Annotated in this window: 14 protein-coding genes; 6 read left to right on the top strand and 8 right to left on the bottom strand. The window is 65.2% G+C overall.

Annotated features, from left to right (window positions below; translation table 11 throughout):
* Positions 1-29: 29 nt before the first annotated feature.
* Positions 30-1,478 (bottom strand): efflux RND transporter periplasmic adaptor subunit, encoded by a 1,449-nt coding sequence (locus ACVI1L_RS35230; RefSeq protein WP_456784987.1) that lies wholly within the window; start codon positions 1,476-1,478, stop codon positions 30-32.
* Positions 1,468-2,937 carry an efflux transporter outer membrane subunit gene (locus tag ACVI1L_RS35235; RefSeq protein ID WP_456785648.1) on the bottom strand — a complete coding sequence of 490 codons (1,470 nt, stop codon included), beginning with the start codon at positions 2,935-2,937 and terminating at the stop codon, positions 1,468-1,470. Before ACVI1L_RS35235 ends, ACVI1L_RS35230 begins: the two co-directional genes overlap by 11 nt.
* Before the next feature lie 614 nt (positions 2,938-3,551).
* Between ACVI1L_RS35235 and ACVI1L_RS35240 the strand changes: the two genes are divergently transcribed.
* Entirely contained in the window at positions 3,552-4,586 is a 1,035-nt protein-coding gene (locus tag ACVI1L_RS35240; protein WP_076828754.1) for a cysteine synthase A, read from the top strand.
* A gap of 149 nt (positions 4,587-4,735) precedes the next feature.
* Here ACVI1L_RS35240 and ACVI1L_RS35245 read toward each other — a convergent pair whose 3' ends face one another.
* The 4 genes from ACVI1L_RS35245 to ACVI1L_RS35260 are packed head-to-tail and all read right to left on the bottom strand — an operon-like array spanning position 4,736 to position 9,250.
* Complete coding sequence (locus ACVI1L_RS35245) at positions 4,736-5,476, bottom strand: amino acid ABC transporter ATP-binding protein (RefSeq protein WP_028331915.1); 741 nt, start codon at positions 5,474-5,476, stop codon at positions 4,736-4,738.
* A gap of 11 nt (positions 5,477-5,487) precedes the next feature.
* Complete coding sequence (locus ACVI1L_RS35250) at positions 5,488-7,008, bottom strand: amino acid ABC transporter permease (protein ID WP_456784988.1); 1,521 nt, start codon at positions 7,006-7,008, stop codon at positions 5,488-5,490.
* Entirely contained in the window at positions 7,005-8,210 is a 1,206-nt protein-coding gene (locus ACVI1L_RS35255) for an amino acid ABC transporter permease (protein ID WP_253639788.1), read from the bottom strand. The genes ACVI1L_RS35250 and ACVI1L_RS35255 overlap by 4 nt, the downstream gene beginning before the upstream one ends.
* A 23-nt stretch (positions 8,211-8,233) precedes the next feature.
* Positions 8,234-9,250: an amino acid ABC transporter substrate-binding protein gene (locus ACVI1L_RS35260; protein WP_028339759.1), complete on the bottom strand. Its 1,017-nt coding sequence runs from the start codon at positions 9,248-9,250 to the stop codon at positions 8,234-8,236.
* A gap of 328 nt (positions 9,251-9,578) precedes the next feature.
* On the opposite strand from ACVI1L_RS35260, the gene metC reads away from it, so the two are divergent.
* The 5 genes from metC (at position 9,579) to ACVI1L_RS35285 (ending at position 15,379) form a co-directional block, all read left to right on the top strand.
* Positions 9,579-10,775 carry a cystathionine beta-lyase gene (gene metC / locus ACVI1L_RS35265; protein WP_057016556.1) on the top strand — a complete coding sequence of 399 codons (1,197 nt, stop codon included), beginning with the start codon at positions 9,579-9,581 and terminating at the stop codon, positions 10,773-10,775.
* Positions 10,776-11,056: 281 nt separating this feature from the next.
* The gene (gene cpaB / locus ACVI1L_RS35270) at positions 11,057-11,857 is read left to right on the top strand and encodes a Flp pilus assembly protein CpaB (RefSeq protein WP_456784989.1); all 801 of its coding nucleotides are present in this window, start codon (positions 11,057-11,059) and stop codon (positions 11,855-11,857) included.
* 34 nt (positions 11,858-11,891) lie between these two features.
* Entirely contained in the window at positions 11,892-13,340 is a 1,449-nt protein-coding gene (locus ACVI1L_RS35275) for a type II and III secretion system protein family protein (protein WP_057016554.1), read from the top strand.
* A 33-nt stretch (positions 13,341-13,373) separates the two neighbouring features.
* Entirely contained in the window at positions 13,374-14,114 is a 741-nt protein-coding gene (locus ACVI1L_RS35280) for a CpaD family pilus assembly protein (protein ID WP_456784990.1), read from the top strand.
* On the top strand, positions 14,111-15,379 hold the full coding sequence (locus tag ACVI1L_RS35285) for an AAA family ATPase (RefSeq protein ID WP_168858549.1): 1,269 nt from the start codon (positions 14,111-14,113) through the stop codon (positions 15,377-15,379). Before ACVI1L_RS35280 ends, ACVI1L_RS35285 begins: the two co-directional genes overlap by 4 nt.
* A 19-nt stretch (positions 15,380-15,398) precedes the next feature.
* Here the strand turns inward: ACVI1L_RS35285 and ACVI1L_RS35290 are convergent, their stop codons facing one another.
* The gene (locus ACVI1L_RS35290; protein ID WP_076828747.1) at positions 15,399-16,223 is read right to left on the bottom strand and encodes a tetratricopeptide repeat protein; all 825 of its coding nucleotides are present in this window, start codon (positions 16,221-16,223) and stop codon (positions 15,399-15,401) included.
* Positions 16,224-16,373: 150 nt separating this feature from the next.
* Positions 16,374-16,619 carry a PilZ domain-containing protein gene (locus ACVI1L_RS35295; protein ID WP_026192789.1) on the bottom strand — a complete coding sequence of 82 codons (246 nt, stop codon included), beginning with the start codon at positions 16,617-16,619 and terminating at the stop codon, positions 16,374-16,376.
* Positions 16,620-16,897 lie beyond the last annotated feature (278 nt).

Raw genomic sequence — 16,897 nt, forward strand, 5'->3', positions numbered from 1 at the left:
GATCGGCCATTACGAAGTCAGGATGCCAGTCATGGCTGCGCCTTCGGCGCGCCGCCCGGCTGTTCGCCCCCTGCTGCCGGCGCGGGCGCCGGTCCGGTCTGCCCCTTCTGATCGCCTTCGCTATGCTCGTGCCGGCCGCGATGCTCGCCGTCCTTGCCCTGCCAGTCTTTCTTGCCGTCCTTGCCCTGCCCTTCGCCTTGGCCAGCCCCGCGCTTGCCGTCGGGATTGCGGCTGCGCTTGCGCGGCGCGAGATCGGCGGCCGGCGGCCCGTCGTCCTTGCCGACCACGACCTTCGCGCCATCGGCGAGATTGGCAAAGCCGGTCGTCACGACGCGGTCCGACGTGGTCAGGCCGCTGGCGATGACGGCCTCATGCTCGTTCTGCTGGGTGACCGTGACCGGCTTGGCGGTGACGACGTCGCCCTCGCCGATCACGTAGCTGAAGGTGCCGGCCGGACCGCGCTGCACCGCCGAGGTCGGCACCACGATCGCCTGCGGCAGCGTCTCGACCTTGAGCCGCACATTGACGAACTGGCCGGGCCAGAGCTGGTAGCTGGCATTGGGGAATTCCGCCTTCAGCTTCAGCGTGCCGGTGGTCGGATCGACCTGGTTGTCGATGCCGGTCAGCTTGCCGGTATCGATCACGGTGACGCCGTCATTGCCGAACACGTCGACCGCGAGTTGGCCCTTCGCGGCCGCGGCGTTGACCCGCATGATCTGCTGCTGCGGCAGGCTGAACCATACTGCGATCGGCTGCAGCTGGGTCAGGATGACGAGCCCCGTGGTATCGGCGGCGTGGATGATGTTGCCCTGGTCGACCTGGCGAAGGCCGGCGCGCCCCGCGATCGGCGCGACGATCTTGGTATAGCCGAGCGTGGCGCGCGCATTGTCGATCTGGGCCTGGTCGGCCTTGATGATGGCCTGCTGCTGCGCGACCAGCGCTCGCTGCGTATCGGCCTGCTGCTTCGAGCCCGCGTTGGTGGCAGCGAGCTGCTCATAGCGGGCAAGATCGATCTTCTGATTGGCGAGCAGCGCTTCGTCCTTGGCCTTCGTGGCCACCGCCTGGTCGTATTGCGCCTGATAGATCGCCGGATCGATCTCGCCCAGAACGTCGTCCTTCTTGACGTCCTGGCCCTCGACGAAATTCACCTTGAGCAGCTTGCCGTCGACCTGCGAGCGCACGGTCACGGTATTCAGCGCCCTCACCGAACCGACGCCGTCGAGATAGACCGGCACGTCATGCACCTGCGGCGTGGCCGCCAGCACCGGCACCGGCAGGTCAGGCCGCCCGCCCGCGCCGCGCCCGCCGCCGCCATTTTGCTTGGGCTGGAAGGCGAGCCAGCCGAGATAGCCGAGCCCGCCGAGGATCACGAGCGTGATGAGCAAGGACACCATGCGCCCCAGCACGCGCGAGAGAAGGCTCCGCTTGCGCGGCGCCGTGCGTTTCTCGTCGTCCGTCGAGTCGGGCTTAAAGAGCATCGACCGGTCTTTCCATCTTCGGTTCCCAGCCGCCCCCTAATGCTTGATATAGGCTCACGATCGCCAATAGCCGGGCCAGTTGGGCCTGCGAATAGGCATCTTCCGCCTGGAACAGGGTCAGCTGCGTGTTTAGCACAGTTACGATATCGGCGGTGCCGGCCTTGAGCTGCTGCTCGGCGAGGTCGAAGGCGCGCCGCGACGACGACAGCACGTCGCGCTGCAGCTGCAGCCGGCGCGTGGTCTCGCGGATCGCGACCAGCGCATTGTCGACGTCGGTGAACGACTGCACCACCGTCTTGCGGTAGGTCTGCAGCAACTCGTCCTGCTTGGCCTTGGTGTACTCGAAATTGCCGAGGATCCGGCCGCCGTCGAAGATCGGCTGGGTCATGCTGCCGACCAGGTTGAAGAAGGCGGCATGCGGCTGGAATAGCGAGACCAGCGCCTGGCTCTGGTAGCCACCCGTTCCGGTCAGCTGGATGCTCGGGAAGAACTGCGCCCGCGCGCTGCCGACATTGGCGGTGGCGGATGCAAGCTGCGCCTCCTGCCGGCGGATGTCGGGACGCTGGGTCAGCAATTCAGACGGCAGGCCCGGCGTAACGCGCGGGATCGCAACGGCGTTGAGCGAGCCGCCGGAGACGCGCACGCTTTCCGGCGGTCGCGACACCAGCACCGCGAGCGCATTGATGCTCTGGTCGAGCGTCTGCCGCAGCGGCGGCACCAGCGCGCGCTGGTTGGCGAGCACGGTCTCCTGCTGCGCGACGTCGAGATCGGAGCCGGTGCCGGCCTTGAAGCGCTCCTTGATCGCATTGAGGATGCGCTCGGCGCTGGCGATGTTGCGCTGCGCGGTGCGCAGCCGGTCCTGCGTCGCGAGCACGCTGAAATAAGCATTGGCGACGCTCGCCAGCGTGGTCAGCGCCACCACCTCGCGGTCGAACCGGTTGGCAACGGCGGTCTCCTCCGCCGCCTGCGCGGCGTCGCGGTTCTGGCCCCAGAAGTCGAGCTGATAGCTGGCGCTCAGCGAGGCGTTGTAGTTCACCACCTCGCGCCCGCCATTGGTGAGGCCGCTGGCGCTGGAGCCGGAGGTGCGCGAGTAGGTTTCCGATCCGTTGAGATTGAGGGTCGGCAGCAGCGCCGCGCCGGCCTGCCGCGCCAGCGCGTCGGCCTGGCGGAAGCGCGCAACCGCAGCGGCGATGTCGAGGTTGACGGTCTGCGCCTCCTCCATCAGCTGCGTCAGCTCCTTGGAGCGGAAGCCCCGCCACCAATCGAGCGTCGGAAGCGCGTCGCCCGGGCGGCCGAGACGCGCGGCCTTGTAGCCCTGCGGCACGTCGAGCGCAGGATCCGGGATGTCCTGGGTCAGAATGCAGCCGGCGCAGCCGGCGGCCAGGCCGAGCGCAACAAGCGAGCGTGCCGCGAGCCGGCGCGCGCGGACGGCGAGGCCGAACCGGCCTCCAGGCACCATCACGGACACGGGCTGGGTCACACCCGTTCTCCGCCGAAGCCAAACTTCGCCCGTGGCGCACGAATGACGCGTTCAGCGATGGTCTGGGTGACGTTCACGGGGGTATGCTTCAAATGGAACCTGCCTGTCCCATCCTACCCTTGGGACAATGGGGCGGACAGCCCCGTCACAATTGCGCGGCGTCGCATCACAAGCGATTCGTGGCTACCTTGAATGCCGACTTTTCCCTATTTTTTACGGCATTTCCGCGCTTTTCGGCCCGGTGCCGGAAGTCACGATTCTTACAAAGATTTCATGGGGATTTCTCGGCTCCTGTTGCATTGAATCCGCAAGATGTGCCGGCGCGGCGCCAGACTCGCGCCACTGCGCACCGCGCCGTCAGGTTTTGATTGGCCGAGAGCGCGCAACTCATGCAAAACCGCTGACCACAGGATGATTCTGCTGGCCGACCCGACCGCCGCAAAACGGCGTTCTCCCCAAGCTCGAGACATCCGCGCGTGCGAGGTCAAGCGTGTTGAACCCGTCTTTTGCCGCAGTGCAAAAGCCCTTCCCTTTTTCGATCAGCACACTAGGTTCGCCAAGCAAGACCCAGCCCGGCAAAGAAATTCCCCGACATGATATTCAACAAAGACGTCATCGAAGCGATTGGCAACACCCCGCTCATCAAGCTGAAACGCGCGTCCGAACTGACCGGCTGCACCATTCTCGGCAAGGCCGAATTCATGAACCCGGGCCAGTCGGTGAAGGATCGTGCCGGCAAATGGATGATCCTGGAGGCCGAGAGGCGCGGCACGCTGAAGCCCGGCGGCCTCGTGGTCGAGTCGACCGCGGGCAATACCGGGATCGGGCTTGCTGTCGTGGCGAGTGCGCGCGGCTACCGCACCCTGATCGTCATTCCGGAGACGCAGAGCCAGGAAAAGAAGGACATGCTGCGGCTGTGCGGTGCCGAGCTGGTTGAGGCGCCGGCGCTGCCTTTCGCCAATCCGAACAACTATCAGCATCTCGGCAGGCGTCTCGCGGAGCAGCTGCGCAAGACCGAACCGAACGGCGTGCTGTTTGCCGACCAGTGGAACAACCTCGACAATCCCAAGGCGCATTACGACTCGACCGGACCGGAAATCTGGCAGCAGACCGACGGCAAGGTCGACGGCTTCATCTGCTCGGTCGGCACCGGCGGCACGCTCGCCGGCATCAGCCGCTACCTGAAGGAAAAGAACCCGGCCATCGTCACCGCCTGCGCCGATCCGCACGGCTTCGGGATGTACGAACTGTTCAAGAATGGGCAGGTCAAATCGACTCCGGGCGATTCGATCACAGAAGGCATCGGGCTCGGACGCGTCACGCCTGTCGTCGAGACGGCGAAGGTCGACACTGCGTTCCTGATCTCCGACGAGGAAGCGGTGACCATCATCTATGAGCTTTTGGAGCACGAAGGCCTGTGCCTCGGCGGCTCGACCGGCGTCAACATCGCGGGCGCGATCCAGCTCGCCAAGCAGCTCGGCCCCGGCAAGACCATCGTCACCATCCTCTGCGACTCCGGCAACCGCTATCAGTCCAAGCTGTTCAACCCGGCCTTCATGCGCTCGAAGAACCTGCCGGTCCCGGAATGGCTGGAAAAGCGCAGCAAGATCGAGCTGCCGCTGGTCTAGGGAGCGAATGCGTCCCCGCAGACGTCATTGCGAGGAGCTATTGCGACGAAGCAATCCATGCTTCCGATGCGGAGGATTGGATTGCTTCGCGGAGCCTGTCATCCGGCGGCGCTTTGCGCCGACCGGGTGGCTCGCAATGACGGCAGAAATCACCGCAGAATCTGGCTCAGGAACAGCTTCGACCGCGCATGCTGCGGGTTGGCGAAGAATTCCTGCGGCGTGTTCGATTCGATGATCTGGCCCGCGTCCATGAAGACGACGCGGTTGGCGACCTCGCGGGCAAAGCCCATTTCGTGGGTCACGACCAGCATGGTCATGCCCTCCTTGGCAAGATCGACCATGGTGTCGAGCACTTCCTTGACCATCTCCGGGTCGAGCGCCGAGGTCGGCTCGTCGAACAGCATCACCTTCGGGTTCATGGTCAGCGCACGGGCGATCGCAACGCGCTGCTGCTGACCGCCCGACATCTGGCCGGGAAACTTGTTGGCCTGATGCGGGATCTTGACCCGCTCGAGGAACTTCATCGCGGTGGCCTCGGCATCCTTCTTCGGGATGTTGCGCACCCAGATCGGCGCCAGCGTGCAATTGTCGAGCACGGTGAGATGCGGGAACAGGTTGAAGCTCTGGAAAACCATGCCGACCTCGCGGCGGACTTCGTCGACACGGCGAAGGTTCGGGCCGAGGTCGATGCCGTCGACCACGATCTCGCCCTCCTGGAATTCCTCCAGCGCGTTGATGCAGCGGATCAGGGTCGACTTGCCCGAACCGGATGGGCCGCAGATCACGATGCGCTCGCCCTTGCCGACCTCCAGGTTGATGTCGCGCAGCACGTGGAAGTCGCCGTACCATTTGTTGAGAGCGGAAATGTTGACGATCGGGGTTGTGGACATGATGACCTTGTTCAGTGGCGGCGGTGAGCGTTGAGCCGGTTTTCGACGAACAGCGAGTAGCGCGACATTCCAAAGCAGAACACGAAGTAGATCATTCCAGCGAAGGCGAAGCCGGTAAAGGCCGTGGTCGGCGTCGACCAGGTCGGATCGGAGAACGTCGCGTGCAACGATCCCAAGAGGTCGAACAGTGCGACGATCGAAACCAGCGAGGTGTCCTTGAACAGGGCGATGAAGCTGTTGACGAGACCCGGAATGACGTGGCGCAGCGCCTGCGGCATCACGATCAGCGACGTGGTCTTCCACCAGGACAGGCCGAGCGCGCTCGCCGCCTCGCCCTGCCCGCGCGGGATTGCGGCAAGGCCGCCGCGCACCACCTCGGCCTGATAGGCGCCGGCAAACAGCGCAATGCCGATCAGCGCGCGGACCAGCCCGTCGACGTTGAAGTTGCCCGGCAGGAACAGCGGCAGCATGTAGGTTGCGAAGAACAGCACCGTGATCAGCGGCACGCCGCGCCAGAACTCGATGAAGGCGATCGAGAAGATCCGGATCAGCGGAATGGTCGAGCGGCGACCCAGCGCCAGCGCGATCCCGATCGGCATCGAGGTGACGATGCCGGTGACCGACACCACCAGCGTCACCAGGAGGCCGCCCCACAGCCTGGTGTCGACGATGGGCAGTCCGCCGCGGTCGAGCCCCATCAGCTTGATCACGATCGCGATGCCGGCGAAGCTCGCCAGGCTCCCGAGCAGCGCCCGTTGTCCGGTTCGCATGCCGCCGCCGAGGAAAAACAGGATCAGCGAGACGATCGCCGTGGTCAGCAGGAAGTCGAACCACAGCGGCTGGATCGACATCTGGAGCTGCTCGCGCAGCCAGGTCAGCGGAAAGATCAGCCAGCCGATCAGGCTGCCGACGAGCACGATGATATTGCCGACGGCCCACAGCAGCGGCCCGATCGCCGAACTCCGGCTGAGATTGACCAGCGCCCGACCGGCATTGACGATGCTGTCGTCGAACAGCTGCAACAGGCTCGCGACCCAACTGACGCCGAAGCCGGCTAGTCCGCCGCCGCGCAGCAGGAAGAAGGCGACCGCCGGGAACGCGAAGAAGAACAGACCCGCATTCAGGCCCTTCGCCGGCAGGCGCGGAATAAGGAGTGGCAGCAACAGGACGGCCGCAAGGACGAAGGTCAGGTTGACGCGCCAGCGTTCGGCTTCCGGATAGAAGCCGTAGATCAGCTGGGTGAGCTTGGCCTGGATGTAGGGCCAGCAGGCGCCGACCTGACGGCCGGCGGTCTCGGCGAGACAAGCATTGCGGTCCTTGCCGCTCCAGACCGCATCGACCAGCAGGAACTTGAACGCGGGAACGATCGTGTACCAGAGCAGCCCCAGCGCCAGGATCGTCAGCAGGATGTTGGTCGGCGAATTCAAGAGCCGCGTGCGGATGAAACCGACGAGGCCGGTGGTCTTCACCGGCGCCCGGCGTTCGGGCACCAGATCCTGCCGGACGAAGGATGACGCGGTGGCGTCGGTCATGCCCCAAGGCTCCGGTTGATGCGCCAGCCATAGACGCTCATGATCGCGCTGGTGACCAGCGAGATCAGCAGGTACACGCCCATGGTGATGGCGATGATCTCGATCGCCTGGCCGGTCTGGCTCAGCGTCGTTCCGGCAAATACCGAGACCAGGTCGGGATAGCCGATCGCGACCGCCAGCGACGAATTCTTGGTCAGGTTGAGGTACTGGTTGGTCAGCGGCGGAACGATGACGCGCATCGCCTGCGGCACGACGATCAGCCGCAAGGTGGTGCCGCGCGACAGGCCGAGCGACGAGCCGGCTTCCATCTGTCCCCTATGGACCGACAGAATACCGGCGCGAACGATCTCGGCGATGAACGCCGCCGTATAGGTCGACAGCGCAACCGCCAGCGCAACCAGCTCCGGAATCACCCGCGCGCCGCCGGCGAAGTTGAAGCCCTTGAGTTGCGGCAGCTCGAAGGTCACCGGCAGCCCGAACACCAGCATCGTCACCAGTGGCAAGCCAGCCAGCAGGCCGAGTACATAGGGCCAGATCCGGATCGCCTGCCCGCGTTGAAACAGCGCCCGCCTCGCATAGCCGCGCAGCGCCAGCGCGCCTGCGACGCCAATCGCGAGCGCGATCAGAAGCGGATCGAGCCCGGGCTCGCCGATCGGCCGCGGGATCACCAGCCCGCGATTGGAGAGGAAGAAGGCGTTGAACAGCGAGATGCTCTGGCGCGGCCCCGGCAGCGCCGCCAGCACCGCGAGGTACCAGAATAACAGCTGGAACAGCAGTGGCAGATTGCGGACGATCTCGACATAGATCTCGCCGAGCCGCGCCAACAGCCAGTTCGGCGACAGCCGGCACAGCGCAATGATGAAGCCGATGATGGTGGCGAAGACGATGCCAATGCCCGCAACCAGCAGCGTGTTGAGCAGGCCGACGAAGAACACCCGCGTATAGGTGTCCGACCCCGAATACGGGATCAGGTTCAGGCTGACATCAAAGCCCGCATTGTTTTTGAGAAACCCGAACCCGGAGGCAATGCGCTGCGTCTCCAGGTTGGCGCGGGCATTGGCCACGATCTCATAGGCGACCCAGGCCAACACCGCCGCGAATACGATCTGCACGGCAAGGCCAGTCCAGCCGGACTGGCCGCCGAGCACGCGCTTCAGGCGGAAGATGAACTGAGGCGGTGGTTTTCGGGGCTCGGTCGTCATCGCCGCAGCCGCCTCGTCGCCGATCAGCGGATCGGAGGCGCGTACTGGATGCCGCCCTTGTTCCAGAGATTATTGAGCCCGCGTGCGATCTGCAGCTTCGATCCGACGCCGACGTTGCGATCGTACATCTCGCCGTAATTGCCGACGGCCTTGATGATGCGGGAGAACCAGTCCTTGGTCAGGCCGAGCTGCTCACCGAGATTGCCGTCGGTGCCGAAGGCGCGCTTGAGGTCGGGCTTGTCCGACTTGGCCATCTCGTCGACGTTCTTCTGGGTGACACCGAGTTCCTCGGCATTGATCTGGGCGAACAGCGCCCACTTCACGATGTCGAACCACTGGTCGTCGCCATGGCGAACCATCGGGCCGAGCGGCTCCTTGGAGATGATCTCGGGAAGCACGACGTGGTCGGCCGGGTTGGCGAGCTTCAGTCGCTGCGCATAGAGCTGGGACACGTCGGAGGTGAACACGTCGCAGCGGCCGGTCTCGTAGGCCTTCACGGTCTCGTCGGCGCCGGCGAACGCGATCACCTCGTACTTCATGTTGTTGCCCTTGAAGTAGTCGGCGAGGTTCTGCTCGGTCGTGGTGCCGGTCTGCACGCAGACCGACGCGCTGTTCAGCTCCAGCGCCGAGTTCACCTTCAGCGACTTCTTCACCAGAAAGCCCTGCCCGTCATAATAGGTCACGCCGGTGAAGTTGGCGCCGAGCGAGGTATCGCGCGACAGCGTCCAGGTGGTATTGCGCGACAGCACGTCGATCTCGCCCGACTGCAGCGCGGTGAAGCGGTCCTTGGCCGACAGTGGCACGAACTTGACCTTGGACGGATCGTCGAAGATCGCCGCCGCGATGCCACGGCAGATGTCGACGTCGATGCCGGTCCAGTTCCCCTTGTCGTCCGGCGACGAGAAGCCCGGCAGGCCGCCGCTGACGCCGCAGGACAGCTGGCCTCGGTCCTTGACCGTCTTGAGGGTTTGCGCCGAGGCGGCCTGGACCGACAGGGCGGCGGCAGCGGCGAGGGTGACAGCCAGGGATACGCGTTTCATGGGCGGGGCCTTTCAGGGTCGTCCGGTGGACGTTTGCATTGTGATCGCCTCGCGTTCACGGGCCATCCCAATGATCCCTTGCAGCAAAAATGCCGATTTGACCGGCAGTTTGACCTGCAAACCGGTCAGGCAACGGATCGTAGGTCGCGGCAGGCCCCTCAACGTGCGGCGACTGGTAGTTGCGCCGCATCACATAGCGACTGACGAGCCGGGTCAAGGGGTTGACGCATGTCTTCTACCTCTTGTTAGTAACACCTCCCGGCCCGGCCCCGTCTTCCCGACGCGGTACGGCTGCGGCAAAAAGTCTAAAGTTTAACGGCAGCGCTCCATGACCTCCTCCGACGGCTCCACGCCCTCCCACCCGCAACAGGCCGCCACCCGCCTGGTCACGGCCGGCCGCGACACCAAGGCCCAGAAGGGCTTTGTCAATCCGCCGGTGTTTCACGGCTCGACCGTGCTCTATCCGACCGCGGAGGACCTCCACGCCCATCGCGCCGAATTTACCTATGGCCGCCACGGCAGCCCGACCACGCGGGCGCTGCAGGACGTGCTGATGGCGCTGGAAGGCCCGCAATGCGCTGGCGTCGGCCTTGCCCCGTCGGGACTGGCGGCGATCAGCACCACGCTGCTCGCCGTACTCAAGACCGGCGATCACCTCCTGGTGTGCGACAATGCCTATCGGCCGACCCGCAATTTCTGCGACAACATGCTCAAGCGCTACGGCATCGAGACCAGCTATTTCGATCCGCTGATCGGCGCCGGCATCGAGACGCTGTTCAAGCCGAACACCCGCGCGGTGCTGATCGAAGCGCCCGGCTCGCAGACGTTCGAGATGCCGGACGTGCGGGCGATATCGGCCGTGGCGCACGCTCGCGGCGCGCTCATGATCGACGACAACACCTGGGCGACGCCGCTCTATCACCGCTCGCTCGAACAGGGCGTCGACATCAGCATGCAGGCCGGCACCAAATATATCGGCGGCCACTCCGACATCATGTTCGGCACCATCGCAGCCAATGCGAAAGCCTGGCCGCTGATCCAGGAGGCGATCCGCCTGCTCGGCGTCTGCGCCGGCCCCGACGACGTCTATCTCGCGCTGCGCGGGGTTCGCACGCTATCGGTGCGGCTTGCGCAGCACCACCGCTCCGGACTCGAGATCGCGCGCTGGCTCGGCGCGCGGCCCGAGGTCGATCGCGTGCTGCACCCTGCCCTCGACACCGATCCCGGGCACGCGATCTGGAAACGCGACTTCACCGGCGCCTCCGGGCTGTTCAGCATCGTGCTGAAGCCGGTGCCACAGACCGCGGTCGATGCAATGCTGAACGCGCTCACTTTGTTCGGCATGGGCTTTTCCTGGGGCGGCTTCGAAAGCCTCGCCATCCCGTTCGACTGCAGCGACTATCGCACCGCGACCAAATGGTCGCCGGGCGGGCCGACGCTGCGGCTGCATATCGGGCTCGAGAATCTCGACGACCTCAAGGCCGATCTCGACCGTGGATTTGCGGCGTTGAAGGCCGCGCTCTGATCCTCGCGCCCTGCCACGTTAGACGACATTAACCACGCTCCACCGGCGCTGACGCCGCGTTGCGACCAACGTCGTACGCCTTAAGCACGCGCGATCTCCGGGATTCTGCGGAGATGCAACGGCGCCGATAACTCGCCGTTCACCATCCCCACCAATCCCTTAATTGTCCGGACCTTCCATCAAGTTCCCTTATACTTTTGCGGCCGTAGTGATGCCTCGGGAAGGGCTGTCAGTGTCGCAAGGACGCGATTGCCCTGTGTGAAGGGCATTCAGACAATCGCATGAAAACGGCACGCATCGTGGTCCTCGGCATCGCCGGCGTCGCAGGCCTCGCGGCCATGTATCTCGCGAGCGTTGGCGATCGCAAACCGGCGCCGGTCGCGCCGCCCGTCGCGCAACTGCCGACCGTCGAAGTGCTGGTCGCAAAGTCCGACATCGGGCTCGGTCAATCGGTCAAGGCCGAAGACATCCAGTGGCAGCGCTGGCCGGCCGAAACTGCAAGCAGCGCGTTCATCCGTCACGACGCCAACGCCAATGCCATGAACGACATCATCGGTTCGATCGCACGCGCGCCCTTCATCGTCGGCGAACCGATCCGCGAGCAAAAGCTGGTCAAGGCCAACGGAAGCGGCTTCATGGCCGCGATCCTGCCCTCCGGCATGCGCGCGATTTCCACCGAAATCTCGCCGGAGACGGGCGCCGGCGGCTTCATTCTGCCGAACGACCGCGTCGATGTGATCCTGTCGCGTCGCGACAAGAATCCCGATCAGCAAGGCGGCCGCGATATCGTCACCACTGAAATCCTGCTGTCCAACGTCCGCGTTCTGGCGATCGACCAGGCGCCGAAGGAGAAGGACGGCAACAACTCCCTCGTCGGCAAGACCGTGACCCTCGAGCTCAAGCCCGAACAGGCCGAGACGCTGGCGCGCGCCCGGCAGAGCGGAACGCTGGCGCTGGCGCTGCGCAGCATCGCCGACGTCAACGAGCAGACCGACGAGACCAGCGACCATGCCCCGAAGCGGGGCGAGAGCATCAAGGTGGTGCGCTTCGGCATCCCGAGCTCTCTGACGACACAGAAGTGATGGGGGCTTCGATATGACGACGGGTGCGAAACAAATGGCGACGTCGACCACGCTGGTCCGCGCGCTGTCATTGTCGGCGATCACCGCGCTGATGCTGATCCCTGCCCTTGCCAGCGCGGCCGATCCCGACAAGAACGCGGATGTCGCGGTGACGAGCAGCATCGCCGCCAAGACGCGCTCCGTCTCGCTCGGCGTTGGCAAGTCGGTCGTGGTCGATCTGCCGCGCGAGGCCAAGGACGTTCTGGTCGCCGATCCCAAGATCGCCAACGCCGTGATCCGCTCGGCGCAGCGCGCCTATATCATCGGCGCGGCAGTCGGCCAGACCAACGTGGTGTTCTTCGACGCCGACGGCAACCAGGTCGCCTCCTACGACATCGCGATCAAGCGCGACCTTAACGGAATGCGCGCCGCGCTGAAGCAGATGCTGCCCGGCGTCCAGATCGAGGGCGTCGGCGACAGCGTCGTCCTGACCGGCACGGTGGCAAGCCCGGTCGAGGCCCAGCAGGCCGGCGACATCGCCGCCAAACTGGTCGGCAGCGCCGACAAGGTCGTCAATTCCATCGTGGTCCGCGGCCGCGACCAAGTGATGCTGAAAGTCACCGTCGCCGAAGTCCGCCGGGACGTCGTCAAGCAGCTCGGCGTCGACCTCAGCGCCAACATGAACTACGGCACCGCCGCGGTGGTCTTCAACAACGCCAACGCCTTCACCGCCAATAACGGTGCGCTCGCCCCCAACAACGGGCTGACGGGCGCAGCCCTGAACAAGCTCGGCGTGCCGACCGTCACGGCGACGCTGCGCGCGATGGAGAGCGCGGGCGTGGTCAAGACGCTGGCCGAGCCCAACCTCACCGCGATCTCCGGCGAGTCGGCGACCTTCATCTCGGGCGGCGAGTTTCCGATTCCGACCGGCGTCACCTGCCAGACGACGACGTCGGGCACGATCGGCAATTGCGTGCAGACCGTCAGCTTCAAGAAGTTCGGCATCTCGCTCAACTTCACGCCGGTGGTGCTGACCGAGGGACGGATCAGCCTGAAGGTGATGACCGAGGTCTCCGAAGTCTCGATGGAGAACGCCCTGACCGGCGGCCAGAACGGCACGACCATTCCCTCGATCAAGACCCGCCGCGCCGACACCACGCTGGAAGTACCCTCCGGCGGCTCGATCGCGATGGCCGGGTTGATCCAGGAGCAGACCAAGCAGGCCATCAACGGCATGCCCGGCGTCGATCAGATCCCGATCCTCGGCCAGCTCTTCCGGAGCCAGGACTTCGTCAACAACGAGACCGAGCTCATGGTCATCGTGACGCCCTACGTGGTGCGCGCCGTTGCGCAGAAGGAGCTGTCCCGTCCCGACGACGGATTTGCCCCGGCTTCCGACGCGCAGTCGGCACTGCTGGCGCGCGTCAATCGCATCTACGGCGTCGCCGCCCGCAGCGAGCCGATCGGCGCCACGCCGGTCAATTTCGGCTTCATCATCGACTGAGGCGCGGACCTGAAGGGGTTGGGGGATCCTATGATGACACGCAACACACAAGCCGGTCGTGCCAGGACGCTGTCGCTGTTGGGCGCCGTCGTCGTCAGCGCGATCGCGCTCGGCGGCTGCAATCTGACGGGCGACAATCTTGCCACCGGCACCGTGGGCGACGACTACCGGCAGCGGCATCCGATCGCGGTGACCGAGGGCGAACAGTCGATCGTCGTCTTCGTCGGCCGCGCCCGCGGCAACCTCACCGAAGCGCAGCGCGACGACGTCATGGGGCTGGCGCGCACCTGGCGCCGCGAAGGCACCGGCGCGATTGCGATCGACGTGCCGGCCGACAGCTCGAACTCGCGCTCGGCACAGGCGGTGTATCAGGAGATCCGCGGCCTGCTGGCGTCGATGGGCGTACCCGCCCATGCCATCACCAAGCGCTCCTACCATCTCGATGATCCGCGCGCGCTTGCGACCATTCGGCTGAGCTATCCGAAGATGGCCGCCGTCGCCGGTCCCTGCGGAGTGTGGCCGAGCGACCTCGGTCCCTCGATCTACAATCCGAACTACAACCAGAACAAGCAGTACGACAATTTCGGCTGCGCCACGCAGCGTAACCTTGCCGCGATGGTCGCCAATCCGTCCGACCTCGAACAGCCGCGAACCGAGACCGCAGCCTATACGCCGCGCCGTACGATCGCGTTCGATAAATACCGCAAGGGTGAGTCGACCGCGACCGCCTACCCCGAAGCCGAGAAAGCCAAGCTGAGCGACGCCGCGAAATGACCGAACAACAAGACGAGCCGCAGCACGCCAACGATTACATCGCGCCGGCGCCGCGGATTTCCGTGCAGGCGTTCTGCGCAAGCGTCGCGACCGCCGCGAACGCACGCGCGGCTGCCGACGACCGCCGGCTCGCCAAGGCTCATCTCTCGGTCCATATGGGCGGCATCGCCGCGGCGATCGACGCCTACCACAAGGCGCCGACGCCCAACGTCATCATGCTCGAGACCGAGCCGGATCATGATTTCCTCGCCGGTCTCGACGAGCTCGCCACGGTCTGCGATCCCGGCACCCGCGTCGTGGTGCTCGGCACGGCCGGCGAGACTGCGCCGTATCGCGAATTGGTCCGGCGCGGCGTCAACGACTACGTCATCGGGCCGGTCAAGGTGCTCGACATCGTGCGCTCGATCTGCAGCCTGTTCTCGGCCTCCGAAGCGGTCTCGGTCGGCCGCCTGATCGCGGTCGCGGGCGCCAAGGGCGGCGTCGGCGCCTCGACCATTGCCCACAATGTCGCCTGGACCATCGCACGCGACCTCGGGCTGGATTCGGTCGTCGTCGATCTCGACCTCGCCTTCGGTACCGCCGGCCTGGACTACAATCAGGACCCGGTGCAGGGCATCGCCAACGCCGTGTTCTCGCCCGAGCGTCCGGACTCTGCCTTCATGGAACGCCTGCTCGCAAAGTGCGGCGATCATCTCAGCCTGCTGGCGGCGCCGGCCACCCTCGACCAGGTCTACGATTTCGGCGCCGAGGCGTTCGATGCCATCTTCGATACGATGCGCATGACGACGTCCTGCATCGTGCTCGACGTGCCGCATCAATGGACCGCCTGGACCAAACGCGTGCTGGTCGGTGCCGACGATATCCTGATCGTGGCCGAGCCCGACCTCGCCAACATGCGCAACACCAAGAACATGATGAACCTGTTGAGGACCGCGCGTCCGAACGACCGCCCGCCGCTCTACTGCCTGAATCAGGTCGGCATGTCGAAGCGACCCGAGATCGAGGTCAAGGATTTCGCCAAGACGATCGAGAGCCAGCCGATCGCGGCGATCCCGTTCGACTGCAGGCTGTTCGGTGAAGCCGCCAACAACGGCCAGATGATCGCGGAAGTCTCCGCGCGTCACCGCACCACAAGGACTTTCCTGCAGATCGCGCAGCGCCTCACCGGCCGTCCCGATCTCGCCGAAGCCCGCGAGTCGTTCCTGTCGCCCATCCTCAAGAAGCTGCAGTCGCGCCGAACCGACGGGCGCCGGGTCGCCGGCTAGCGTTCCGCCTGAAAGCGCCCTAGTCGCGGCGACTGGCTGCGACCGGGATCTTCTCGGCGTCGGCGCGGCTCGCATCCCTGCGCGCCAACAGTCGCTTCAGCGCGGCGACGTTGGCTGAGCCCTGCTCCGCCGGCAAATCGGCCTTCATGATGGTTTCCGCCTCGGACTGGCGGCCCTGCAAGCCAACCACGACGGCGAGATTGGTTCGCACCCGCATGTCGCCGGGGGCGCGCTCCCGCGCGCGGCGCAGCGTCTCCTCGGCCTTCGGCAGGTCCTTCGACAGCAGATAGGACAGCCCGATATTGGAGAGCACTGACGGATCGTCAGGCACGATCTTCAGCGCACTCGCATAATACTGCCGCGCCTCGTCGTGGCGATCGAGTTGGTCGAGCACGGCGCCCTGCGCCGACAGGATGCGCCAGTCCGGATCTTCCGGGGTATGCGCGCGCCCGAGCACGTCGAATGCCTGCTGGAAATTGCCGTTGTCGGCGAGCGCCCGTCCGTAACCCGCGAGCAGCGCCTTGTTGCTGGGCTGCGCCAGCACCGCCTGCTCCATGACGGCGACCGCCTGGGCCCGCTGGCCGGTGGCGCGCAGCGCCCGGGCGTATTTCAGCGCGGCGTCGGTGTCTTTCGGGTTGGCGCGGACGCGCTCGTGGTAGGTCGCGATGTCGCGCCGCGGATCGGCCGGGGCCGGCGTGGCCTCCGCCGTGTCTCCCAATGAGCCGGTGATGTCAGACGGGCCGGAGGTTTGACAGGCAGACAACCCGATCAGCAGGATCGCGGCAGATACCGTGCCCGCGAGACGGCGCACGCGGCCTGAGGGTCGGGGGAATTTCTCAAACATAAAGCGAGACTCGGAACGGCGAAGGTTCCGGGATGCTCACAGCTTAACCCTAAGGTCCGGTTAAGGATGCCATCATGTCGCCGTCATCCGGCCCAGATGCGGTGCCGGACGCCTGGCGAGAAAGCAGCCAAATGGCAGCTTCAGTCGACTTCAGTCGACGAACTGGGCGCCGAACTCGTGCCCGATTTGCCAGGCCAGCCGGCACTGACGCGGACTGCCGGTCGACAGGATGATGGTGAATTCCGGCGGGATCTCCAGATATTCGGCGATCACCTTGACGCCGCCGGCTGAAATATCGGTGATCATGCAGTCGCGTGGCAGCGACCCTGTGCCCAGCTGAATTTTGGCGACGCTCCGGCACGGGCGGCGTTCGCTCTTGCGGCGATTCATAAACATTCTGATCCCCAAGCCTTTCTGGGCAACTTCCTAGCCTATCGTCATAGCTGGGAAAGATTGGAAACTGCCTAGCGGAACCCATCGCAATTGAGCGGTCGCGTTCGAGATTCGTTTACCGGGGGCGCCCTCGCCGGGAGACACGAGCTTTGATCAATCAACGATTGAATAGTTGAATGATATGTGCTGCAGGTCGAATGACGTCTACCCGATAGGCCGCCTCACTCGATAGCGTGCGTCGCTCCCGCCGTGGTCGCATGAGAACAAAAAGGGGTTGATCG

The sequence above is a fragment of the Bradyrhizobium sp. USDA 4516 genome (assembly GCF_054055915.1).